The following is a 24,058-nucleotide window of genomic DNA, read 5'->3' as shown; positions in this document are numbered from 1 at the left end:
GGTGAGTGCGGAAGGCCTTAATTACTATTTTGAGAACATTTTTCATTGGTGGAGGCCGTTATGACCGTACTGCACAGCGTGGATTTTTTTCCTTCAGGAGGGGCGCCTGTCGCGATTGAGCCACGGCTTCCTCAGGCCGCGTTCCCGGAGCATCACCATGATTTTCATGAAATTGTGATTGTTGAGCGCGGGACGGGTATTCATGTCTTCAATGGCCAGCCGTATACCATCAGCGGCGGTACGGTGTGCTTCGTGCGCGACCACGATCGGCACCTGTATGAGCATACCGACAACCTGTATCTGACGAATGTGCTCTACCGTTCCCCGGACGCGTTCCAGTTTCTTTCGCGGCTGAATCAGCTGTTGCCCCAGGAGCAAGACGGACACTATCCGTCGCACTGGCGCGTGAATCAGTCCACCCTGCAGCAGGTGCGTCAGCTGGTGGACCAAATGGAGAAGAGCGAGGACGGGCGGGAGACGCACGCCATTGCCACGCGCGAACTGCTGTTTATGCAGCTTCTGGTGCTGCTGCGCCGCAGCAGCCTGGTGGAAGGGCTGGAAGATAACAACGCGCGCCTGAACCATCTGATGGCCTGGCTGGAAGATCATTTCGCTGAGGATGTCTGCTGGGAAACGCTTGCGGATGATTTTTCACTGTCGCTGCGCACCCTGCATCGCCAGCTTAAACAGCATACCGGTATGACGCCGCAGCGATATCTCAACCGTCTGCGCCTGATCAAAGCGCGTCATCTTTTACGTCATACCGACGAAAGCGTTACGGATATCGCCTATTGCTGCGGTTTTGGCGACAGCAATCACTTTTCAACGCTGTTTCGCCGGGAATTTAACTGGTCGCCGCGTGATATTCGTCAGGGGAAAGACGCGATGCTTCAGTAACGCGAGGGCAGTCACCGTTTTATTTCCGCAAAAAAGCTAATAGTGTCAGGTTATTCGGCGTAGAGGTCGTGGTGTGGCTGCTCAGTTAATCCTTCGCAAAGATGATTTTTATGCCTCCGCGAGCCAGGCCGTGACGGTGGCCGACCGCTACCCGCAAGATGTCTTTGCCGAACATACCCACGAGTTTTGCGAACTGGTGCTGGTATGGCGCGGTAACGGCCTGCACATCCTCAACGACCGTCCCTACCGCATCACGCGCGGAGATCTGTTCTACATTCGCGCGGAGGATAAACACTCCTACGCCTCGGTTAATGACCTGGTCCTGCAGAACGTTATTTACTGTCCGGACAGGCTCAGGCTTAACGTAGACTGGGCCGCAAGCATTCCGGGTTTTCTTGATGCTAAGGGTTCTCCGCACTGGCGCTTAAGCAGTAACGGCATGGCTCAGGTACGGCAGGTTATTTCTCAACTGGAGCAGGAGAGCCAGAAGAACGACCCCGTTTCTAACCAGCTAGCGGAGTTGCTTTTCGCTCAGCTGGTGGTGACGTTAAAGCGCCATCGTTACGCCACTGATAACCCCTCTGCCACGACGCAGGAAGCGCTGCTGGATAAGCTCATCACCACGCTTGCGGGCAGCCTGAATAAAAACTTTATACTGGAGAAATTCTGCGAGCAGGAGCAGTGCAGCGAGCGCGCGTTGCGCCAGCAGTTCCGCACCCTGACCGGGATGACGGTCAACCACTATCTGCGCCAGCTACGCATCTGCCATGCACAATATCTCCTGCAGCATACGGAGTGGATGGTCAGTGATGTGGCGATGTGCTGCGGCTTTGAAGACAGTAACTACTTTTCAGTGGTGTTTAATCGTGAGGTGGGGATGACGCCGGTACAGTGGCGTCATCGCAGTCGAAAGGGGTCGTGATCAGTTTGCCATGCCGAGCCCAACGATATTGGCAGCGATAATGATCACCACGCAGCCGAGGCTCAGTACGCCAACCGGACGATGTCCGGCGTTCTTCCACTCTTTCAGCACCAGACCGACCAGCCCGCCACACAGTACGTAGAAACTCATGTGCAGCATCCAGCTGACGTAGTCGTATTGCACCGGAATGCTGGCATGGCCCCAGGCGTAGAAGAAAAACTGTAAATACCACATCAGCCCGCCGAGCGCGGAGAGTAACACGTTGGTGATGATAAGCGATTTTGCCAGCGAGAAGTCGGTTTTTATCGACAGGTTTTTTACTTTTGCGAGACGAATGAAGCAGAAGCCCAGGTTAACCATCGCGCCGCCACCCATAATCACGACATAGCTTGGCAGCGCAACATACAGCGGATCGACGCCCAGCGCGGCGGCGGCTTCATGCATAGGCCTGGCAGCATTCATCGCGAACGACATACCGGCCGAGAAGATGCCGCACATCACCGCCAGCAGCAGACCTTTCTTCAGGTTAAAATCTTCGGCTTTAATGCCCATCTTGCGCTCTTTCAGCTGCCCCGCGCGAGTCACAATTCCTACGCCAACGACCGCCACCAGCACGCCCAGGAGCGTCATCCGCCCACCCTGAGTATTAATAAGCACCTCGACGTTGCCGTTGAGAACTGGCGTCATCAGGGTTCCGACGATCAGCGTAATGCCAATCGCGATACCAATGCCCATCGACATGCCGAGATAGCGCATGGTGAGGCCATAGTTGATGTTACCGACGCCCCACATCGCGCCGAACAGGAACACCGGCAGCAGGGTGGAGGCGCTGAAGGAGGAGAAGTAGCTCCAGAAATCGGGCAGCAGCATGGCGCTAATGGTCCAGGGCAAAATCAGCCAGGACACGACCCCGCCAACGGACCACATGGTTTCCCATGACCAGCCTCTCACCTTTTTAAACGGAGCATAGAAACAGGCTGCACTGGCAGCGCCTATCAAATGCCAGAAGATACCCATCGTAATCGCATGATTCATTTTTACACCCTCATCGTTTTTATCGTCAGTGGCTTCTCTTCGACTTGAGGAGTGTAAAAATTAGGCAGTCCGGGAACCTTCAGAAGGTTGCCGCACAGATGTTCTGGATGGCAATCAGCACGTTAACCGCGTGAGCAGACTCACATTTCCGCTATTAATCGAAAACTGAATAACCTTATAAAAACTACGGCATTGATAATCATTTTCAATATCATTTAATTAACTATAATGAACCAACTGCTTACGCGGCATTAACAGCTGTGCCGCCCGACAATAATGGAGAGGATTATGAGTTATACACTGCCATCCCTGCCGTATGCCTACGACGCACTGGAACCGCATTTCGACAAGCAGACGATGGAAATCCATCACACTAAACACCACCAGACCTACGTGAATAACGCGAACGCCGCGCTGGAAAGCCTGCCAGAGTTCGCTAACCTGCCTGTTGAAGAGCTGATCACCAAGCTGGACCAGCTGCCAGCGGACAAGAAAACCGTGCTGCGTAACAACGCGGGCGGCCACGCAAACCACAGCCTGTTCTGGAAAGGCCTGAAGACCGGTACCACCCTGCAGGGCGACCTGAAAGCGGCTATCGAGCGCGACTTCGGTTCTGTTGACAACTTCAAAGCGGAATTCGAAAAAGCCGCTGCAACCCGCTTCGGCTCCGGCTGGGCGTGGCTGGTTCTGAAAGGTGACAAACTGGCGGTGGTTTCTACCGCGAACCAGGACTCCCCGCTGATGGGTGAAGCGATCTCTGGCGCATCCGGCTTCCCAATCCTGGGTCTGGACGTGTGGGAACACGCTTACTACCTGAAATTCCAGAACCGTCGCCCGGACTACATCAAAGCGTTCTGGGACGTGGTGAACTGGGACGAAGCAGCAGCGCGTTTCGCCGCTAAAAAATAAGGTTGCATTGACGCCTGTGAGAAGCGAGTCTGATGGCTCGCTTTTTTTGTATCTGCGTAATGGAGGCAGCGATGCATTACCCGGTGAATGTATTTACAGGCAAGGTAAGGGAGTACGACGGCAGCCGCCCGAGCGCCATCGCCAAAATTCAGGTCGACGGTGAGCTGACGTTAACCGACCTTGGGCTTGCGGGCGACGAGCAGGCCGAAAAGAAGATCCACGGTGGGCCCGAGCGCGCACTGTGCCACTACCCGCGCGAGCACTATCAGCACTGGAAAACCGAGTTCCCCGAGCAGGCGGACCTCTTCGTCGCCCCCGCGTTTGGCGAGAATCTCTCCACCGAAGGGCTCACCGAAAAGAACGTGTTTATAGGTGATATCTACCGCTGGGGCGATGCCCTGATTCAGGTGACGCAGCCGCGCTCGCCGTGCTTCAAGCTCAACTTCCATTTCGGTATTCATGACATGTCGGCTCAGATGCAAAGCGCGGGTAAAACCGGCTGGCTGTACCGTGTAGTGCTGGCTGGGCAGGTGTCAGCGGATGCGCCGCTTGAGCTGGCATCACGCCTGAGTGAAGTGTCTGTTTACGACGCCTGCGCCATTGCCTGGCATATGCCGTTTGATGACGAGCAGTATCATCACCTGCTGTCGGCAGCGGGGCTATCGACCAGCTGGACAAGAACGATGCAGAAGCGGCGTTTAAGCAGCAAGATCGAGGATAATTCGCGGAGGTTGTGGGGTAAATAGAACTCCGTAAAGCGTAGGCCGGGTAAGGCGAAGCCGCCACCCGGCACTAACAGCTACGAACGCTTATACAACGGTAGCCACAGCGTTAACCGCAGCCCACCCAGCGGGCTGTCATCGGCTTTCACCCAGCCGCGGTGCTGCTGCATGGCGGTTTCCACAATCGCAAGCCCCAGCCCCGTACCGCCCGATTCCCGGTCGCGCGCTTCGTCGGTGCGGTAGAACGGACGGAAAATCTGCTCGCGGTCTTCCGGGCTGACGCCTGGACCGTCGTCGTCGACAATGACGGTGATCCCGTCTTTATCCACCGAGAACGCCACCTCAATCTTCGTGTGCGAGTAGCGCAGGGCGTTACGCACGATATTCTCCAGCGCGCTTTCCAGCGTGTTGGGGTTACCGTACAGCGGCCACGGACCCGGCGGGAAGTTGACGGTGAAGGATTTGCCCATCTGCTCCGCTTCGAACGCCGCGTTATCCAGCACTTCATGCCACAGATGATTGGCTTTCACCGTTTCGCTCACCAGCGCGTTTTTCTGCTGATTGCGCGACATGACCAGCAGATCGTTGATCATGCTGTCCAGACGATGCGCTTCGGTTTCGATACGCTCCAGCTCTTTGCTCTCCCCGCTGCGGCGGCGCAGCAGCGCGGTGCCAAGCTGTAAGCGCGTAAGCGGGGTGCGCAGTTCGTGCGAGATATCCGACAGCAGACGCTGTTGTGCCGTCATCATGCGATCGAGAGCGCTCACCATCTGGTTAAAACTGGTCCCGGCGGCAAGGAACTCCTGCGGTCCGGCTTCCAGTTCAGGGTGTTGTCGCAGGTTACCCTGTGCCACTTCATCAGCCGCATTTTTCAGCTTACGGGCCGGTTTTGCCAGGCTCCACGCCAGCCATAACAGCAGCGGCGAGCTGACCAGCATAGTAACAATCAGCAGCAGGAGAGGGCGGTCAAACAGCAGGTTGATGAAGTCGGACTGGGAGCTGCTCGCGGGGCGAATCAGGTAGAGCTGATAGTTATCCTCGCCATCTCTGACGGAGAACGGCCCCACCATTTCTACGCGGCCATATTTTTTCTTCTGGGGGTGATCGGCGTTATCTGCCTGGCCAATGAAGTTGCGGATAATCTGCATTTCATTGCGATCGGCGCCAATCACGCGGCCTTCGCTGGTCACCAGCAGCAGGCGTTGTCCGGGCGGCGCCCACTTGTCGATAGCGCGAAATAGCCTGCGCCACCACATTAAATCGTTTGGCGGATCGTTTGCCAGCTCGGCTTCCACGTGCTGCTCGATCATCACGCCCTGACGTTGCTCGCTGTCGAGAAGCTCCGTCATCTGGCGTGAGTCGAGTTTTGGCAACATCAGTACGAGCATTAAAACCAGTGCCAGCGTCAGCCAGAAGATGGCGAAGATGCGGGCGGTTAAGCTTCCTATCATGAAGCGGAAACCATCAGATAACCGCGACCACGCAGGGTTTTAAACCATGGGTGACCGTCTTTACGCTCCGGCAGCTTACGGCGCAGGTTAGAGATGTGCATGTCGATGGCGCGGTCAAACGGGGTCAGACGTTTGCCCAGCACTTCCTGGCTTAAATGTTCACGCGAAACCACCTGGCCGAGGTGCTGCGCCAGAAGATACAGCAGGGTGAACTCCGTGCCGGTCAGTTCCAGCGTCTGGCCATCAAAGCTCGCTTCCTGACGGCCCGGGTTCAGGCTCAGGGAGTCGACTTCAAGGGTAGGTGAGCTGTTGTCGGTATTCTGCTGCTGCTCGCTCCAGTGGGAACGACGCAGGATCGCGCGAATACGGGCGACCAGTTCGCGGTCGTTAAACGGCTTCGGTAAATAGTCATCCGCGCCCAGCTCAAGGCCGAGTACGCGATCGAGTTCGCTGCCGCGAGCGGTCAGCATGATTACGGGAGTCTGGTGTGTCTGGCGAAGTTCTTTCAACGTATCAATACCGTTTTTCTTCGGCATCATCACGTCGAGCAAAAGTAAATCGATGCTGTCGTCAAGGAGACTCAGCGCCTGCTCGCCATCATGGGCAACCAGGACGTTGAAACCTTCCATGTCGAGCAACTCCTTTAAAAGGGATGTGAGCTCTCGGTCATCATCAACTAACAGGATTTTATTCATTGTTTAAATACCTCCGAGGCAGAAATTACGACATCAAGGCTGTCTAATCCATGACTTTACGTTGTTTTACACCCCCTGACGCATGTTTGCAGCCTGAATCGTAGACTGTCTCTCGTTGAATCGCGACACGAAAGATTTTGGGAGCAAGTGATGCGCAAAGTTACCGCTGCCGTCATGGCCTCAACGCTGGCGTTCAGTGCGTTTAGCCAGGCTGCTGTAGCTATCATCAGCGATAACGGTTCCTCACAAGAGGACACAACGCAGCACAGTAGCCAAAGCCATATGTTTGACGGCATAAGTTTAACCGAACATCAGCGTCAACAGATGCGAGATCTGATGCAGAGGGCGAGACACGACCAGCCCCCTGTTAATGTTAGCGAAATGGAGACAATGCATCGCCTTGTCACCGCAGAAAATTTTGACGAAAGCGCTGTGCGCGCTCAGGCCGAAAAAATGGCACAGGAACAGGTTGCTCGCCAGGTTGAAATGGCGAAGGTCCGCAACCAGATGTTCCACCTGCTAACGCCCGAGCAGCAAGCGGTTTTGAACACCAGACATCAGCAGCGTATGGATCAGCTGCGTGAGGTTGCACGGATGCAGCGAAGCTCAGAAACGACGTTTTTCAGTAGCAATAGCAGTACCCGTAGTAACCAGTAAACCCTGTTTTCCTTGCCATAGACACCATCCCTGTCTTCCCCCACATGATGTGGGGGTTTTTTTTGCCTGTTGATTCTTCACATCATGAGAAAATGGTATTGAGCGTTCCTCGTTGCTATTACCAGGGAGTTTTCATGTCCCTGTATTATTTTATGAGTACATCTTTGATTTTTAATTTTATGTTATTAATGGTTTTAATAAAATTATAGGTCCTTGATTTTTTCATTTCATCAATCCATTTTTCAGCATCGGTTTTTTGTTTTAATAATTCTTTGTTTTGCAGTTGAAGGGCGTCGAATGTATCCTGCAATTCATTGTTGGCGCTACTAAAGGTATTGATATTATCCTTCAGTTCAATATTCAACTTACATAATTCGGCGTGTTTATCCTGTAGCTCTACATACTTTATGTGGGTGTCTCTACTGAGATTATCCAGTTGTCTGAACTCGGATTGTAATGTACTGAAAGATTTGTTTATATTGGATATGGTATTAGAAAAGTTAATAAGGAAATTATCACTTCCTTTTTCTCTCGTTTTAGTTGATACGAGTAATTCAATAATAGTGTCAAAGTGCTGATGCAGAGATGCTATTTTATCATCTAAAATAACTGGAGACATGTTTTTGTGACATTGTACTGTACGCTCGTATAGGGAATTAGAATCAGTTACGTAATAATCCTGAAGATCTAACATCTTGAAGAGATCTTTAGTTTTCCCGTTCAGCATATAATCAAAGGCCACAACTTTTTTCCCATGACAGGCTGCGGTAATTGCGCCATGGAAACTCACACCAATATAAGCGTGGCAACCTGCCAGCATGCTCATAATTTCGTACATATTGAGTTCTTTTTCATAAAGAGTATATCGGGAATCTGCATTTTGATTTATCTCTCTAAGAATGCTTTCATCATCATGAGTATACGCCAGTGGTAACAGTATGATTTCAAAACCTAAATTGTAAAAATAGTCTAATGACTTTACAACATCAGGGATTGCACTTTTAGGTAGGAATCTATTCGCGTGATAAACAATGTATTCTTTATCGCTGTTTCTTAAATTTTTTAACGATTTTTCAATAATTTCATGAGAAATACATTCTGTCATCATAAATGCAGAATCAGGAAATACGTTAATTAATGTATCCTCTATGCCACTATCTGTCAGGATTTTTTTAGTATAGTTGTCCCGGACTGATATATAGTCAATTGGGTCGCATAAGGCCTGAGTAAGTTTCTGATAAAATGGTGAGAAATCATGGTAGCCGCCAAGTAGATTCCAGATTAGTTTTATGTTGTGTTTGTATGCAACTATCGAAGGAATAACCCATGTTTCAAACACCGGGTAGTCTACGAACTCGTCCGAGTCTCTTTTTATTTTTTGTTGCCCGCTTGCATAGTGGAATATTCCACCACCACCAACAATAATTGCATCGAATTTATGTTTTAGATGCAATGATTCCATCTCATTTAATGGGTAGACAATCTCATTTAATGATAGGCTTTGTGTTCCCCCCACCGGTGAGAAAAGATAAAGCTTGATATTCAGACCTTTCATTTTCATGATTTTATCGAAAATAATCGGAAATAAATGATCTCCATAATTTGCGATATCATAAACGCCAGTAAACGCAATTTTTAGTGGTTCATTAGACATATATATTCTCTTAAGATAAATTTTTCCAGTACAACATGTATAGCATCAAGTGTACTATATCGCTGAAATTAAACAATATTAACTTATCCTATAAATCTAATAAAGAACAATGAGTTAGATGGTGTGGTGGTTTTTCAGAGTAGTGGTAGGTTTTTATTGTTTGACACAATGCAATAGCATCTGTTGAGCGATTGGATACGGAAGCAACTTATCCATTCAGTATTTTCTAAGTCGCAGTGACAGTGTCGTCGATGATGCATATCAACGTAACAATCAAACCGGATGTGTAGTCTGGATGTAACGGGTTGGTGAAATAAAATTCTTTTAATACAAGTGGTTATTGTTTTTCTTTCTTCTCTGTTCCTGTCTTTTCCCACATAAGGGGGGCTCTGCACCATATTCTGATTTGTTAACCGTTTATTCATCCTTCGACTCCACATGCTTCCGTTATACTAGCGGCATGACATGACAGGAGCGTTTATGAATCAATCCTATGGAAGACTGGTAAGCCGGGCCGCCATTGCGGCGACCGTCATGGCCTCCAGCCTGTTACTGATTAAAATCTTTGCTTGGTGGTATACCGGCTCGGTCAGTATTCTGGCGGCGCTGGTGGACTCGCTGATGGATATTGCCGCCTCGCTGACCAATCTGCTGGTGGTGCGTTACTCGCTGCAGCCAGCGGATGAAGAGCACACGTTTGGGCACGGCAAAGCGGAGTCGCTGGCCGCGCTGGCGCAGAGCATGTTTATATCCGGTTCTGCGCTGTTCCTGTTTCTCACCGGCATTCAGCATCTCGTCTCGCCGACACCGATGAACGATCCCGGCGTTGGCGTCGTTGTGACGATTGTCGCGCTTATATGCACACTTGTTCTGGTAACGTTCCAGCGCTGGGTCGTTCGCAAAACGCAAAGTCAGGCCGTACGGGCGGATATGCTTCATTATCAATCTGATGTTATGATGAATGGGGCTATTCTTATTGCGCTCGGTCTGGCCTGGTATGGCTGGCATCGGGCCGATGCGTTGTTTGCGTTAGGGATTGGTATCTATATTTTATATAGCGCCCTGCGGATGGGGTATGAAGCGGTGCAATCACTGCTTGACCGCGCCCTCCCGGACTCAGAACGCAATGAAATTTTTTCTATCGTGACCGCCTGGCCCGGCGTCAGCGGTGCGCACGATCTTCGAACGCGGCAGTCAGGGCCGACCCGCTTTATTCAGATTCATATTGAAATGGAAGACAACCTGCCACTGGTTCAGGCTCACGTGATTGCTGAGCAGGTTGAGCAGGCGATTTTGCAGCGTTTTCCTGGTTCAGACGTCATCATTCACCAGGATCCCTGCTCGGTTGTACCCGGACATGTTGGGCTTTCGTAATTCGTTGTAAAAAAGTGAGCCAGGCCAGCATTTTGTGTATAAATTACCGCCATTTGGTCTGACCTGAATCAATTCAGCTGGAAGGGATTGATATACTATTTGCAGTATTCGTTGGTCGATAAGTTTCTTCCGGCAACAGATTTCAATTTTGCATTCCTAAGTTCAGAGGTAGTCATGATTAAGAAAATCGGTGTGTTGACAAGCGGCGGTGATGCGCCGGGCATGAACGCGGCAATTCGTGGGGTTGTTCGCGCGGCGCTGACGGAAGGTCTGGAAGTTTTTGGTATCTATGATGGTTACCTGGGTCTGTATGAAGACCGTATGGTTCAGCTCGACCGTTACAGCGTGTCTGACATGATCAACCGTGGCGGTACCTTCCTTGGGTCTGCACGCTTCCCGGAATTCCGTGATGAACACGTTCGTGAAGTGGCTATCGAGAACATGAAAAAACGTGGCCTGGACGCCCTGGTGGTTATCGGTGGTGACGGCTCGTACATGGGTGCAAAACGTCTGACAGAAATGGGCTTCCCGTGCATCGGTCTGCCAGGCACTATCGACAACGATATCAAAGGCACCGACTACACCATCGGCTACTTCACCGCGCTGGGAACCGTTGTTGAAGCGATTGACCGCCTGCGTGACACCTCTTCTTCTCACCAGCGTATCTCTATCGTTGAAGTGATGGGGCGTTACTGCGGTGACTTGACCCTGGCTGCGGCGATTGCGGGTGGCTGTGAGTTTGTCGTGGTTCCGGAAGTGGAATTCAGCCGTGAAGATCTGGTAGCTGAAATCAAAGCGGGCATCGCGAAAGGCAAGAAACACGCGATCGTAGCTATCACCGAGCACATCTGTGACGTTGACGAGCTGGCCAAGTACATCGAAACCGAAACCAAGCGTGAAACCCGTGCCACCGTACTGGGGCACATCCAGCGTGGCGGTTCCCCTGGCCCGTATGACCGTATTCTGGCGTCCCGTATGGGCGCGTACGCAATCGAACTGCTGCTGCAGGGCCACGGCGGACGCTGCGTCGGTATTCAGAACGAAAAACTGGTTCACCATGACATCATCGACGCGATTGAAAACATGAAGCGTCCGTTCAAAGGTGACTGGCTGGACTGCGCGAAAAAACTGTACTGATTGGCTCTGTTGCCCGGTGGCGCTGCGCTTACCGGGCCTACAAAAGCACGACTCGTAGGCCGGGTAAGGCGTAGCCGCCACCCGGCTTTTTTATGCGTGCACGCTTTTTATTCCACTACGTTATAGCCAATCTTTTTTTATTCTTTAATCCTCGATTCGCTTTCTGGCACGCTGCATTCATCAAAACACTACACAAGAGAGCTGGGCGATGAATAAATGGGGCGTGGGTTTAACATTATTGCTGGCATCGACCAGCGTTCTGGCTAAGGACATCCAGTTACTGAACGTGTCATACGACCCGACGCGTGAACTGTACGAGCAATACAACAAAGCGTTTGCGGCACACTGGAAACAGGAAACCGGCGACAATGTCGTGGTTCGCCAGTCTCACGGCGGTTCTGGCAAGCAGGCGACCTCCGTCATCAACGGTATCGAAGCTGACGTGGTGACCCTGGCGCTCGCCTACGATGTTGACGCGATCGCCGAGCGTGGCCGTATCGACAAAAACTGGATCAAACGCCTGCCGGATAACTCCGCGCCATACACCTCGACCATCGTTTTCCTGGTCCGTAAAGGCAACCCGAAACAGATCCATGACTGGAATGACCTGATTAAGCCAGGCGTGTCCGTCATCACCCCTAACCCGAAAAGCTCTGGCGGTGCTCGCTGGAACTACCTGGGCGCGTGGGGCTACGCGCTGCACCACAACAACGGTGACCAGGCTAAAGCCCAGGAATTCGTGAAAGCGCTGTATAAAAACGTTGAGGTGCTGGACTCCGGCGCGCGTGGCGCCACCAACACCTTCGTCGAGCGCGGGATTGGCGACGTGCTGATCGCATGGGAAAACGAAGCCCTGCTGGCCACTAACGAGCTGGGTAAAGACAAGTTCGAAATCGTGACCCCAAGCGAATCGATTCTGGCTGAGCCGACCGTCTCTGTTGTCGATAAAGTGGTTGAGAAGAAAGATACCAAAGCGGTGGCAGAAGCCTACCTGAAGTATCTCTACTCGCCAGAAGGCCAGGAAATTGCGGCGAAAAACTTCTATCGCCCACGCGATCCGGCGGTGGCGAAGAAATACGAAAGCGTCTTCCCTAAACTGAAACTCTTCACCATTGATGACGAGTTCGGCGGCTGGACGAAAGCGCAGAAAGAGCACTTCTCTAACGGCGGCACGTTCGACCAGATCAGCCAGCGCTAACCATTAGCCAATGACACGGTAACCCGGCGTGAGAAATCCGCCGGGTTTTTTATTTGGTCATCATTTTGCGTTACTCTTTTGCCTCTATTGAAAACAGGGAACGCGTTGTGAAAAAAATTATCTTATTGATCCTCATTGTCATCGCCCTTGCCGCTGGCGGCGTGTACTGGATGAAAGCGGGTAATCCGAATGCGTTGCGACATATCGTTCTCGACCAGTGTGTGCCGAATCAGATCCAGAATCGTAACCCGGCACCGTGTGCGCAGGTGAAAACGGATGCAGGCTATGTGGTCTTTAAAGACCGCAACGGGCCGCTGCAATATCTGCTGATGCCGACATATCGCATCAACGGCACCGAGAGCCCGCTATTGACCGAAGCGCACACGCCGAACTTTTTCTGGCTGGCCTGGCAGTCGCGCAGCTTTATGACCCTGAAGCGCGGATCCGAGGTGCCCGACAGCGCCATTTCGCTGACGATTAACTCGCCGACAGGGCGCACGCAGAACCATTTACATATTCATATCTCCTGTCTGCGCCCGGACGTGCGCGAGAAACTCAACGCCGCGCAGGGAGAAATCAGCACCCAGTGGCTGCCGCTTCCCGGCGGGCTGGAAGGGCATGAGTATCTTGCTCGTCGTGTGACGGAGAATGAACTGGTGCAGCGCAGCCCGTTCATAATGCTGGCTGAAGAGCTGCCGGAAGCGCGCGACCATATGGGGCGCTTTGCCCTGGCGATGGCGCAGCAGTCCGATGGTTCGTTTGTGTTGCTGGCAACCGAACGTAACTTGCTGATGCTTAACCGCGCGTCAGCTGAGGAACTGCAGGATCATCAATGCGCTATTCTAAATTGACCCCACCATAAATAGCGTTTACTCGCCCTGCCTGTCGCCGTAGACTTGCTGAAAAATTCTACAGGAGACAGGTATGTCGCTCTGGTCAACGTATCCTCTGCTGGTACCCTCACTGATCGTTGGCGTCACTATCGTGCTATGGGCGACGTCGCTGTTGCCGGAATTTATCACCGCGCTGCTGTTCTTTACGGCGGCAATGACCGCGAAGATCGCCCCGCCGGAGGTGATTTTCGGCGGTTTTGCTTCCTCGGCCTTCTGGCTGGTCTTCAGCGGATTCGTGCTCGGCGTGGCGATCCGTAAAACCGGTCTGGCAGACCGGGCCGCCCGGGCGCTGTCGGCAAAGCTCACCGACTCCTGGGTATTAATGGTAGCGAGCGTGGTGCTGCTGAGCTATGCGCTGGCGTTTGTGATGCCGTCGAATATGGGACGTATTGCGCTGCTGATGCCGATTGTCGCCGCAATGGCGAAACGCGCCGGTATCGCCGACGGCTCCCGCGCCTGGTTTGGTCTGGCGCTGGCGGTAGGGTTTGGGACGTTCCAGCTTTCGGCAACGATTCTGCCCGCTAACGTGCCTAACCTGGTGATGAGCGGTGCGGCGGAAGGCTCGTACGGCATCCATCTGAACTATGTCCCGTATCTGCTGCTGCACACGCCGGTGCTGGGCGTTCTCAAAGGCCTGATTCTGATTGGCCTGATCTGCTGGCTTTTTCCCGGCAGCCCAAAACCGCCGAAGGAACAGGCGCCGTCTGAGCCTATGGGGCGGGACGAAAAGCGTCTTGCCTGGCTGCTGGCGGTGGTGCTGGGGATGTGGGTGACGGAGAGCTGGCACGGTGTTGGGCCCGCCTGGACCGGGCTGGCGGCGTCGGTCATCGTTATGCTGCCGCGTATCGGTTTTATCACCGGGGAGGAGTTTTCTGCGGGGGTGAATATGCGTACCTGCATTTACGTCGCGGGCATTCTTGGGCTGGCGATCGTCGTGACGCAAACCGGTATCGGAACGGCGGTGGGCGAGGCGTTGCTCCGCATTATGCCGCTCGATGCAGACCAACCGTTCACCAGTTTCCTGGCGTTGACCGGGATCACCACCGCACTCAACTTCATTATGACCGCCAACGGCGTTCCTGCGCTGTATACCACCCTGGCGCAAAGCTTCTCGGATGCGACCGGCTTCCCGCTGCTGTCGGTGATCATGATTCAGGTGCTCGGCTATTCCACGCCGCTGCTGCCGTATCAGGCGTCGCCGATCGTGGTGGCGATGGGGCTAGGAAAGGTGCCTGCCAGGGCGGGGATGGTGCTCTGTCTGGCGCTGGCGATAGCGACCTATCTGGTGCTGCTGCCGCTGGATTATCTGTGGTTTAGCCTGCTGGGACGGCTGTAAAAAAGCCCGGTGGCGCTGACGCTTACCGGGCCTACAGAACTGTAGGACGGGTTAGCGCAAGCGCCACCCGCCACAAAGGCAATTACGCCTGTTTAGCCGCTTCTGCCGCTTTAACGATCACCGCGAAAGCGTCCGCTTTCAGGGATGCACCGCCAACCAGCGCGCCATCGATGTCTGGCTGGGTGAACAGCTCAGCAGCGTTGGAGGCGTTAACGGAACCGCCGTACTGGATGATCACTTGCTCAGCCACTTTGGCGTCAGCTTTCGCAATGTGGTCACGGATGAATTTGTGAACCGCCTGAGCCTGCGCAGGGGTTGCTGATTTGCCGGTACCGATCGCCCAGACTGGCTCGTAAGCGATTACCGCGCCTTCGAACGCTGCCGCGCCCTGGGTTTTCAGCACTGCGTCGATCTGACGTGCGCACACTTCTTCGGTTTTGCCCGCTTCGTTTTCTGCTTCAGTTTCACCGATGCACAGAACCGGGATCAGACCCTGCTCTTTCAGCACGGCGAATTTCTTCGCGATGAACTCGTCGGATTCTTTGTGGTAGGTGCGACGCTCGGAGTGGCCGATGATGATGTATTTCGCGCCGATATCTTTCAGCATTTCAGCGGATGTTTCACCGGTGAACGCGCCAGACAGGTTAACGTCAACGTTCTGCGCGCCCAGAATGATGTGGCTGCCGTCTGCGGCACGTTTAGCCAGATCCAGGTACATATCCGGCGGAGCGATAGCAACCGCGCAGCCGGTCACGCCAGCCAGCTCTTTACGCAGGTTCGCAACCAGTTCGTTTACCATGTGGCGGCTGCCGTTCAGTTTCCAGTTACCCATCACTAAAGGATGTCGCATTTCAATTCTCCACGCTCAATAAGCGAATTAAGGAATATGGCCACCCTGTCGGGCAGCATGGTCTGTGAATCAGTATAGAGATTTTCCCTCGAAAGGCTTTGCTTTTTGTCATTAATTCGCCCCGCCAAGGGTGTCAGATAGTGCCAGCTTAATCGGTTCAACAGCGAAGGTCAGTCCTTTTTCGCCGTTGTCCGCCACAACATAGCGGATCGCACCTTCGGTATCGGCGTAGTAACGCTTGTTTTTACCGGCGGTGAGGAGTTTTTGCAGCTTTTGCTGGCTTTGCTTTTTCGTCAGCGCAGGGGTAAACGCCTGCAAGACCGCGCTCATGTACTCCAGGGCTTTTGCCTTCGCGGCTTTCTGCTCTGGCCCCTGTATTGGCAGCCAGGTGATTTGCATGCTTTTGATTTTTAACGTCCCGCGTTCCAGCGCCGTGGAAGCATACAAATTCTCGTTAATCTTGCTTGCCGCACGGGTCAGGGTAGGCGTGTCGCGGGGGCCATCAATGGCTCGAAACTCATCCAGCGGCAGCGTGGGGTTGGCCTGATTGAAGGCTTCACGAAACTGGCTGATGGACTGATCGAACGACGGTGCGCCCGCCAGCAGATACGGTGCGGTGGTCGGGGCTGTGGTTTCGGCGGCGTGCAGGGTAAAGCCCGCGCTGAGCAGCGCTAAACACAGGAAAAGAGAATGTGTCGAACTTTTCATCAATATTGCCCCTGGCCGTAAGTGCTCATGATTAAAACGATATCTGGTCGGCTTGTCAAAAGGTCACAACTCCAGGGTAAAATGCGCGCGATATGATAATAAGGAACCTTACATGACCATACAGCAGTGGCTGTTTTCATTCAAAGGGCGTATTGGACGCCGTGATTTCTGGATCTGGATGGTGACGTGGGTTGTCGCCATGCTGCTTCTGTTTTTCGTTGCCTATAACGCATGGCTAAGCACGCAAACGGCGGCCTTCGCGCTGGTCTGCCTGCTCTGGCCAACGGCGGCTGTCGTCGTGAAACGCCTGCACGATCGCGGACGTTCCGGCGCGTGGGCATTTCTGGTTATTCTGGCGTGGATGCTGGTGGCGGGAAACTGGGCGATGCTGCCGTCCATCCTGCCGTGGGTTGTGGGCAGGCTGCTGCCGTCGGTCATCTTCGTGATGATGATTGTCGATCTGGGCGCGTTTATTGGCACCCAGAGCGAAAACAAATACGGTAAAGACACCGTTGAGGTGAAATACCGCTGATCACCAGTAGTGTTCGGCGGTCATATGGCCTGGCCGGCGGCGAAGATGTTTCGTCATCTGCCGGGTATCCTTCAGAAGCTGCTGCGTGTCCCGTACCATCTGCGGGTTGCCACATAGCATGACGTGGCTGGTTTCAGCGTTCAGCGGCAAACCCACCGCCTCTTCCAGGGCACCACTCTCAATAAGCGCCGGCACGCGGCCGGTCAGCGTTCCTGCTACGGTTTCACGGCTGACCACCGTCTGAATCTTTAACTTTCCGCCGTACTGTTGTTCCAGCGCCTGCATCTGCGGCAGGTAGCTCAGATCTGCAGCGTAGCGCGCGGCGTGCACCAGCACGATGTTTTTAAAGCGCTCGAGGTCTTTGCCGTACTGCAAAATAGAGAGATAAGGACCGATGGCCGTGCCGGTTGCCAGCATCCAGAGCGTGTCACAATCCGGGATCTCTTCGAGCACAAAGAAGCCTGCTGCTTCACTCACGATCTGCACTTCGTCGCCGGGCTTAAGGGCGGCAAGGCGCGGGCTGAGTTTACCGTCAGGAACGGTGACCAGATAGAACTCGAGATCCGGGTTATCAGGCGCGTTAACGTAAGAGTAGGCGCGCTGCACGCGCTCGCCGTCGACATCCAGCCCCAGCTTCGCAAATTGCCCGGCTTTAAACGGGTGTACGGGAGCATGCACGGTGAGACTAAATAGCGCATCGGTCCAGAACTGTACCTTTGTGACTTTACCTGTTACCCAGTCCGCCATGATCTTCTCCTGTGCTGTTTCTCTGTTCTATCTTCCGTACTTAACGGGGAGATTTCCAGCCCATTTGGGCCGGAAAGCTCTATCGATCAAACGGTTTTACAGAATGTGCGTCTGTACGTCCGGGTCTTTGCGGTCGAGATAGTGGATAGACTGGATGCGGCGAATGGTGCGCGATTTGCCGCGGATCAGCAGCGTTTCGGTGGTCGCCATATTGCCCTTGCGGGTGATGCCGTCCAGTAGATCGCCTTTGGTGATACCGGTCGCCGAGAAGACCACGTTATCGCTTCGGGCCATATCATGTAGCGCCAGCACTTTGTTGGCCTCGATACCCATCGCTTCGCAGCGTGCCAGCTCGTTTTCCCCGATACGGCGGTTCTCTTCGCTGTCGCCTTTCACCTCGTGGCGGGGCAGCAGACGAGCCTGCATATCGCCGTCCAGCGCGCGGATCACTGCCGCAGAGACTACGCCTTCCGGTGCGCCGCCGATGCCGTACAGCACGTCCACTTCGCTGTCCGGCATGCAGGTCAGGATCGAGGCGGCAACGTCACCATCCGGAATGGCAAACACGCGCACGCCGAGCTTTTGCATCTGCGCGATGGCGGCGTCGTGGCGCGGTTTGGCCAGAATGGTGACGGTGAGTTCGCTCAGCGGTTTGTTCAGCGCGCTGGCGACGTTACGCAGGTTCTCTTCCAGCGGCAGGCTGAGGTCGATTGCGCCTTTTGCGCCAGGACCGACAATCAGCTTTTCCATGTACATATCCGGCGCGTTAAGGAAGCAGCCCTTATCGCCTACGGCCAGCACCGCCAGGGCGTTGGCCTGACCCATCGCCGTCATGCGCGTACCTTCGATCGGGTCGACGGCGATATCCACAGCATCACCTTTGCCGGTACCGACTTTTTCACCGATATAGAGCATTGGCGCTTCGTCGATCTCGCCTTCGCCGATCACGATAGTGCCGTCGATGTTGACCTGGTTAAGCACAATGCGCATGGCATGGACGGCTGCGCCGTCGGCGGTATTTTTGTCACCACGACCCAGCCATTTATAGCCTGCAAGGGCGGCCGCTTCGGTGACGCGGGAAAACTCGATAGCAAGTTCACGTTTCATGAGGTACTCGTGCAATCAAAAGGAATTGCACGAAGTTTATCACAGAGTGGGGAGGGGGGTTTTAAGTCCCCTCTCCCCAAAGGGGAGAGGGATACGTTTGTCTTACTCGTCGTGCTCTTCCCACGCAAGGGCGCGTTTGACCGCTTTCTTCCAGCCGCTGTAGCGGAAGTTACGCTCGGTGGTTTCGATGCCCGGACGGAATTCGCGTTCGATCACCGCTTTTTCCTGCAGCTCGTCCAGGTTCTGCCAGAAGCCTACCGCCAGACCGGCAAGGTACGCCGCGCCCAGCGCCGTCACTTCACGCACTTCAGGACGCTCAACGCGGGTGCCCAGAATGTCGGACTGGAACTGCATCAGGAAGTTATTCGCGACCGCACCGCCGTCCACGCGCAGGGCGTGCAGACGAATACCGGAGTCCGCCTGCATCGCTTCCAGCACGTCGCGCGTCTGGTAGGCGATGGATTCCAGGGTGGCGCGAATAATGTGGTTAGAATTCACGCCACGCGTCAGACCGAAAATCGCGCCGCGTGCATACGGGTCCCAGTACGGTGCGCCCAGACCGGTGAACGCAGGTACCACGTACACGCCGTTGGTGTCTTTCACTTTGGTCGCGAAGTACTCGGAGTCGAACGCATCGCTGATCAGCTTCATCTCGTCACGCAGCCACTGGATAGACGCGCCGGCCATGAACACCGCACCTTCCAGGGCATAGTTCACTTCGCCGCGCGGGCCGCAGGCGATGGTGGTCAGCAGGCCGTTTTCTGATTTCACCGCTTTCTCGCCGGTGTTCATCAGCATAAAGCAGCCGGTGCCGTAGGTGTTCTTCGCCATCCCTTCCTTGACGCACAGCTGGCCGAACAGCGCCGCCTGCTGGTCACCGGCGATACCGGCGATAGGAATACGGGTGCCGCCTTTACCGCCGATGTTGGTCTGGCCATATACCTCAGAAGACTTGCGCACTTCAGGCAGCATCGCGCGTGGGATATCCAGCGCGTCCAGCATCTTGTCATCCCACTCCAGGGTGTTGATGTTGAACAGCATGGTACGCGAGGCGTTGGTGTAGTCGGTGACGTGAACGCGTCCCTGGGTCATCTTCCAGATAAGCCAGGTGTCAACGGTACCGAACAGCAGCTCGCCGCGCTTTGCACGCTCACGTGAACCTTCCACATGGTCGAGGATCCATTTCACTTTGGTGCCGGAGAAATACGGGTCAACCACCAGGCCGGTGGCGCTGCGCACGTACTCTTCCATGCCGTCGCGCTTCAGCTGTTCGCAAATCTCAGAGGTACGGCGGCACTGCCAGACGATGGCGTTGTAAATAGGCTTACCGGTTTCACGTTCCCAGACAATCGTCGTTTCACGCTGGTTAGTGATACCAATCGCGGCAATCTCGTCGGAACTGATATCGGCTTTCGCCAGCACTTCGACCAGCGTGGAGCTTTGTGACGCCCAGATCTCCATTGGGTCGTGTTCGACCCAGCCTGGACGAGGGTAAATTTGCTCAAATTCGCGCTGTGACACGCTGACGATGTTCGCGTCATGATCCATTACGACAGCGCGGGAGCTGGTAGTGCCCTGGTCGAGCGCAACGATATATTTTTTTTCGGTCATGGTATGTGTCCCGTAGTCAGATTACAGCGAAGCTTTTTGTTGTGCGGTAGAAGTCGTTTCCTTCTCCTCTTCCACACAGGTGTCGCACGGTAAATGGCGACCAATTAATTTGCGGTAGCTGAACGCACCCAGCGCAGCCCCGACAACTGGCGCAAACAGCGGTACCAGGAAGTAAGGAATGTCTTTGCCGCCGGTGAAGGCGACGTCGCCCCAGCCTGCGATAAAGGCGAACGCTTTAGGTCCGATATCACGTGCCGGGTTCATCGCGAAGCCGGTCAGCGGGCCCATGGAAGCGCCAATCACCGCGATCAGCAGGCCAATCAGCAGAGGGGCCAGCGGGCCGCGCGGAATGCCGTTTCCGTCGTCGGTCAGCGCCAGGATAACGCCCATCAGAATAGCGGTAATCACCATTTCAACTGCGAACGCCTGCACAAAATTGATATGCGGGTTTGGATAGGTTGAGAAGATGCCTGCCAGATCCAGACTTTCGACACTGCCGCGCACCATATGATGCGTCTGTTCGAAGTCGATGAAAAGATTGTAATAAAGCCCGTAAACTAACGCCGCTGCGCAAAACGCGCCGGCAAACTGAGAAAGAATGAAAGGAACTACTTTGCGTCCGTCGAAGCACGCGAACAGCCACAGTGCGATAGTCACCGCCGGGTTAAGATGTGCACCAGAAACCCCTGCAGTCAGGTAGATGGCCATCGCCACGCCCAGACCCCAGATGATACTGATTTCCCACTGACCAAAACTGGCACCTGCCACTTTCAGTGCAGCGACACAGCCCACTCCGAAGAATATCAACAACCCGGTACCAAGGAACTCGGCAATGCACTGGCCTTTTAAGGTTGATGTCTGACTCATAATCGGAATCCTGAAGAAATTGATGTTTATTGTTAGCATGGCCGCCCGTGACAGCCACGATGCCCTGTAGACATAGTGTTAATTTATCGTTAACGAGCAAAAACGAGAAATATCGAAATCAAAATGTGTGGTCTGTGTCAATAAAATGAGCGTTTTCGCGCCATAAAGCACATTTTTACAGCAGTACAGGATCGGTACAGGAATGAGAGCTGAATCATTTCATTAACGAATGAGTTAACAATTTAGGGGGATATGACGCGAACGCACCAGGACCAGACCTAAAAGTGTTGCAAACCGCGATCTGCGCGGTGTGTCGCTGGACACAGAGCGCCGCGCTCCATACAATCGACGGTATATGTCATGCGCGTTTATGTTAAAGCGTCGCCTTGCAATTCAGGAGAGGTAGCATCATGTCTTTAGAAGTGTTTGAGAAACTGGAATCGAAAGTACAGCAGGCGATTGACACCATCACCCTGCTGCAGATGGAAATTGAAGAGCTGAAAGAGAAGAACAACAGCCTGGCGCAGGAAGTACAGAACGCGCAGCACGGCCGCGAAGAACTGGAGCGCGAAAACAACCAGCTGCGCGAACAGCAGAACGGCTGGCAGGATCGCCTGCAGGCGCTGCTGGGACGTATGGAAGAAGTCTGATTCCCATTGGGATGAACTGAACAGGCCGGGTAAGGCGATGCCGCTACCCGGCTTTTTTTATGCCAGTTATAAAAAAGGCCGCCAGAGGCGGCCTTAACGCTACTTGTCCTGCGCTGTCATAGCAAAAGCAACGAACATATTCGGTTCATCACTCTTTACAACGAGTACGCTGGCGACAATGAACGCGATACATAAATAGCGTTTCATTATGCGGTCCCTGCTGCTAACCGCTCCACCGTTCACCACCGGTGATAAGTCGGTGGACACAAGCCCGGTTAAAGGTTGCTTAACGGTTGTGAATACACCTTTCCCTGGACCGATGCCCATGTGCGAGATGGCGGAAAGGGACGATGCATCATAATGAGCAGCAGCAGCGTAGTTAAGGTTTTAATAGTTAATTAGGAATTTATAAAGGGTCGATGGGGTTACCTGAGATTTGAACCAGGGTAAGATAAAAATCCTGGTTAAAGGTTGCAAACCTTCCCAACGGACCGCGAATCCCGAGGGACAAAAAAACCGCCACATTGCTGTTGGCGGTTTTTTTTATGGTCCACGCTTACGGTTTTTATTACTCGATATCCAGCGGATCTTCGGAAAGGATAATGCCGGTATTATCGGCGTAGAGATGGTCGCCGGAGAAGAAGGTCACGCCGCCGAAGTTAACGCGCACGTCGCTTTCGCCGATACCGTCACCCGCCGCCCCTACCGGTATGGCCGCGATGGCCTGAATCCCGATATCGAGGTCTTCCAGATCGTCCACCTGACGCACGGAACCGTACACCACAAGGCCTTCCCACTCGTTCTGCACGGCAATACCGGCCAGCTCAGCATCAATCAATGCGCGCCGCACGGAACCGCCGCCATCGACCACCAGTACGCGGCCGCGGCCGTTCTGTTCGAGCAGATCGTACAACAACCCGTTATCCTCGAAACATTTCACCGTGACGATCTGTCCGCCAAACGACGACCGCCCACCAAAGTTGGAGAACAGCGGTTCAACGACGTTGACATCTTCCTGGTAGATGTCACAAAGCTCGGAGGTATCGTATTTCATAGGTTTAACGCTCAGTTGCTGCGAATGTGTTCAGTATATCGTGCGAAATGCGTTGTTGGCAAAATCATCAATTGTTAATTGATATTTGTCAGCTAACTGAGCGTCTGGCTTAAGACAATCCCGATGACGAACAACAGGTTAGTCAGCAGCGCGCCTTTTACGGTGCGCTCCAGCATCGGCGGCATGGCGGCCGGGCTACGTTCACGCATCACAAAACGGGCCTGCTTAATCAGCAGCGGCGCGGCAAGCACAAACAGCCAGCCCCACAGACTGTGCAGGGAAATCAGGTTAAACAACGCCAGGCAGACCAGGGCCCCCATCAGCAGGCAGGCATGGTAGCGACGCGCATTCACTGGCCCCAGACGGACCGCCAGGGTGTTTTTACCGTTCTCGCGATCGCTGTCGATGTCGCGCAGGTTGTTGATGTTGAGCACCGCTGTCGCCAGCAGGCCGCAGGCGGTCGCAGGCAGGAACAGGGCAGGGATCACCGTATGCGCCTGTAAGTACCAGCTTCCCATGACGCTCAGCCAGCCGAAGAAAACCAGGACGGAGATATCACCGAGCCCAATATAACCGTAAGGTCGCGTGCCGACGGTGTAGGTGATGGCCGCGATAATGGCCAATAAGCCCAGCACCAGAAAACCAATGAAATCGCTGGGAGTCTTAGACGCCACCGTCACCAGCGCCAGACCCGATAAACAGATCAGCACCACGGTGATGATTAACGCGCGCTTCATCTGCGCCTGGGTAATCACCCCTTTTTGCATTCCACGCAGCGGCCCGATACGGTCAGGTTTGTCGCTGCCTTTCACCGCGTCGCCGTAGTCGTTGGCGAGGTTGGAGAGGATTTGCAGCAGGCCGGCGGTAATCAATGCCAGCGCGGCGACCAGCGGATCGAAATAACCCTGCCACCAGGCAAGCGCCGTACCAACGATAATCGCGGCGAAGGCCAGAGGAAGTGTTTTAGGGCGCAGACTTTCGAGCCACGCCTGCGTACGGCTGATGTCAGTCATAAGTATTTAGCCAATAAAAATGGGGGCATTAGCCCCCAT

Annotated in this window: 24 protein-coding genes; 12 read left to right on the top strand and 12 right to left on the bottom strand. The window is 54.0% G+C overall.

Annotated elements, in window-relative coordinates:
• The first annotated feature begins 60 nt into the window (after positions 1-60).
• Both rhaS and rhaR read left to right on the top strand, forming a co-directional pair.
• Complete coding sequence (gene rhaS / locus LJA86_RS21365; RefSeq protein ID WP_048226845.1) at positions 61-897, top strand: HTH-type transcriptional activator RhaS; 837 nt, start codon at positions 61-63, stop codon at positions 895-897.
• 73 nt (positions 898-970) lie between these two features.
• Positions 971-1,819: an HTH-type transcriptional activator RhaR gene (rhaR, locus tag LJA86_RS21360; RefSeq protein ID WP_045909109.1), complete on the top strand. Its 849-nt coding sequence runs from the start codon at positions 971-973 to the stop codon at positions 1,817-1,819.
• On the opposite strand, the gene rhaT is transcribed toward rhaR, so the two are convergent.
• Positions 1,820-2,854, bottom strand: coding sequence for an L-rhamnose/proton symporter RhaT (gene rhaT / locus LJA86_RS21355; RefSeq protein ID WP_229226698.1), 1,035 nt, complete (start codon positions 2,852-2,854; stop codon positions 1,820-1,822).
• A 288-nt stretch (positions 2,855-3,142) separates the two neighbouring features.
• On the opposite strand from rhaT, the gene sodA reads away from it, so the two are divergent.
• Together sodA and yiiM are read left to right on the top strand one after the other, a co-directional pair.
• On the top strand, positions 3,143-3,763 hold the full coding sequence (gene sodA / locus LJA86_RS21350) for a superoxide dismutase [Mn] (RefSeq protein ID WP_003861999.1): 621 nt from the start codon (positions 3,143-3,145) through the stop codon (positions 3,761-3,763).
• Positions 3,764-3,834: 71 nt separating this feature from the next.
• The gene (yiiM, locus tag LJA86_RS21345) at positions 3,835-4,509 is read left to right on the top strand and encodes a 6-hydroxyaminopurine reductase (protein WP_229226711.1); all 675 of its coding nucleotides are present in this window, start codon (positions 3,835-3,837) and stop codon (positions 4,507-4,509) included.
• A gap of 53 nt (positions 4,510-4,562) precedes the next feature.
• On the opposite strand, the gene cpxA is transcribed toward yiiM, so the two are convergent.
• On the bottom strand, positions 4,563-5,936 hold the full coding sequence (gene cpxA, locus LJA86_RS21340; RefSeq protein WP_014885717.1) for an envelope stress sensor histidine kinase CpxA: 1,374 nt from the start codon (positions 5,934-5,936) through the stop codon (positions 4,563-4,565).
• Complete coding sequence (gene cpxR, locus LJA86_RS21335; RefSeq protein ID WP_006179159.1) at positions 5,933-6,631, bottom strand: envelope stress response regulator transcription factor CpxR; 699 nt, start codon at positions 6,629-6,631, stop codon at positions 5,933-5,935. The genes cpxA and cpxR overlap by 4 nt, the downstream gene beginning before the upstream one ends.
• A 150-nt stretch (positions 6,632-6,781) precedes the next feature.
• On the opposite strand from cpxR, the gene cpxP reads away from it, so the two are divergent.
• Positions 6,782-7,288 (top strand): cell-envelope stress modulator CpxP, encoded by a 507-nt coding sequence (gene cpxP, locus LJA86_RS21330; RefSeq protein WP_045909112.1) that lies wholly within the window; start codon positions 6,782-6,784, stop codon positions 7,286-7,288.
• A gap of 145 nt (positions 7,289-7,433) precedes the next feature.
• Here the strand turns inward: cpxP and LJA86_RS21325 are convergent, their stop codons facing one another.
• Entirely contained in the window at positions 7,434-8,942 is a 1,509-nt protein-coding gene (locus LJA86_RS21325) for a polysaccharide pyruvyl transferase family protein (RefSeq protein ID WP_229226697.1), read from the bottom strand.
• Between the two features lie 480 nt (positions 8,943-9,422).
• Here LJA86_RS21325 and fieF point away from each other — a divergent pair, with 480 nt between their 5' ends.
• The 5 genes from fieF to LJA86_RS21300 all read left to right on the top strand — a co-directional run bounded on the left by fieF (position 9,423) and on the right by LJA86_RS21300 (position 14,880).
• Positions 9,423-10,316, top strand: a complete 894-nt coding sequence (gene fieF / locus LJA86_RS21320) for a CDF family cation-efflux transporter FieF (RefSeq protein ID WP_196365671.1) — start codon at positions 9,423-9,425, stop codon at positions 10,314-10,316.
• Between the two features lie 174 nt (positions 10,317-10,490).
• Positions 10,491-11,453 (top strand): 6-phosphofructokinase, encoded by a 963-nt coding sequence (gene pfkA, locus LJA86_RS21315; protein ID WP_008501816.1) that lies wholly within the window; start codon positions 10,491-10,493, stop codon positions 11,451-11,453.
• 208 nt (positions 11,454-11,661) lie between these two features.
• Positions 11,662-12,651: a sulfate ABC transporter substrate-binding protein gene (locus LJA86_RS21310; protein WP_024909198.1), complete on the top strand. Its 990-nt coding sequence runs from the start codon at positions 11,662-11,664 to the stop codon at positions 12,649-12,651.
• 107 nt (positions 12,652-12,758) lie between these two features.
• Complete coding sequence (locus LJA86_RS21305; protein ID WP_223539701.1) at positions 12,759-13,502, top strand: CDP-diacylglycerol diphosphatase; 744 nt, start codon at positions 12,759-12,761, stop codon at positions 13,500-13,502.
• 73 nt (positions 13,503-13,575) lie between these two features.
• Positions 13,576-14,880, top strand: coding sequence for an SLC13 family permease (locus LJA86_RS21300; protein WP_126535055.1), 1,305 nt, complete (start codon positions 13,576-13,578; stop codon positions 14,878-14,880).
• Positions 14,881-14,962: 82 nt separating this feature from the next.
• On the opposite strand, the gene tpiA is transcribed toward LJA86_RS21300, so the two are convergent.
• Both tpiA and LJA86_RS21290 read right to left on the bottom strand, forming a co-directional pair.
• A complete protein-coding gene (gene tpiA, locus LJA86_RS21295; protein ID WP_003862019.1) occupies positions 14,963-15,730 on the bottom strand; it encodes a triose-phosphate isomerase in 768 nt (255 codons plus the stop codon).
• Positions 15,731-15,841: 111 nt separating this feature from the next.
• The gene (locus LJA86_RS21290) at positions 15,842-16,438 is read right to left on the bottom strand and encodes a DUF1454 family protein (protein WP_045909117.1); all 597 of its coding nucleotides are present in this window, start codon (positions 16,436-16,438) and stop codon (positions 15,842-15,844) included.
• Positions 16,439-16,550: 112 nt separating this feature from the next.
• Here LJA86_RS21290 and LJA86_RS21285 point away from each other — a divergent pair, with 112 nt between their 5' ends.
• Complete coding sequence (locus LJA86_RS21285) at positions 16,551-16,970, top strand: DUF805 domain-containing protein (protein ID WP_229226696.1); 420 nt, start codon at positions 16,551-16,553, stop codon at positions 16,968-16,970.
• Here the strand turns inward: LJA86_RS21285 and fpr are convergent, their stop codons facing one another.
• The 4 genes from fpr to LJA86_RS21265 form a co-directional block, all read right to left on the bottom strand.
• Entirely contained in the window at positions 16,971-17,717 is a 747-nt protein-coding gene (gene fpr, locus LJA86_RS21280) for a ferredoxin--NADP(+) reductase (protein ID WP_045909118.1), read from the bottom strand.
• Between the two features lie 96 nt (positions 17,718-17,813).
• Complete coding sequence (glpX, locus tag LJA86_RS21275; RefSeq protein ID WP_167215576.1) at positions 17,814-18,824, bottom strand: class II fructose-bisphosphatase; 1,011 nt, start codon at positions 18,822-18,824, stop codon at positions 17,814-17,816.
• A 102-nt stretch (positions 18,825-18,926) separates the two neighbouring features.
• Positions 18,927-20,435: a glycerol kinase GlpK gene (gene glpK, locus LJA86_RS21270; RefSeq protein WP_014885706.1), complete on the bottom strand. Its 1,509-nt coding sequence runs from the start codon at positions 20,433-20,435 to the stop codon at positions 18,927-18,929.
• 21 nt (positions 20,436-20,456) lie between these two features.
• On the bottom strand, positions 20,457-21,302 hold the full coding sequence (locus tag LJA86_RS21265; RefSeq protein WP_014885705.1) for an MIP/aquaporin family protein: 846 nt from the start codon (positions 21,300-21,302) through the stop codon (positions 20,457-20,459).
• Positions 21,303-21,712: 410 nt separating this feature from the next.
• Between LJA86_RS21265 and zapB the strand changes: the two genes are divergently transcribed.
• Complete coding sequence (gene zapB, locus LJA86_RS21260) at positions 21,713-21,952, top strand: septal ring assembly protein ZapB (protein ID WP_010436935.1); 240 nt, start codon at positions 21,713-21,715, stop codon at positions 21,950-21,952.
• Between the two features lie 568 nt (positions 21,953-22,520).
• Here zapB and rraA read toward each other — a convergent pair.
• Both rraA and menA read right to left on the bottom strand, forming a co-directional pair.
• Positions 22,521-23,006: a ribonuclease E activity regulator RraA gene (rraA, locus tag LJA86_RS21255; protein WP_023309687.1), complete on the bottom strand. Its 486-nt coding sequence runs from the start codon at positions 23,004-23,006 to the stop codon at positions 22,521-22,523.
• Between the two features lie 92 nt (positions 23,007-23,098).
• Positions 23,099-24,019, bottom strand: a complete 921-nt coding sequence (gene menA, locus LJA86_RS21250; protein WP_008501804.1) for a 1,4-dihydroxy-2-naphthoate polyprenyltransferase — start codon at positions 24,017-24,019, stop codon at positions 23,099-23,101.
• Positions 24,020-24,058: the final 39 nt, after the last annotated feature.

This window comes from Enterobacter sp. TCD1-1, from assembly GCF_020567405.1.
GTDB lineage: Bacteria > Pseudomonadota > Gammaproteobacteria > Enterobacterales > Enterobacteriaceae > Enterobacter > Enterobacter quasiroggenkampii.
The sequence above is the reverse complement of the archived record's forward strand: the minus strand, read 5'-3'. Positions and strand labels throughout refer to the sequence as shown.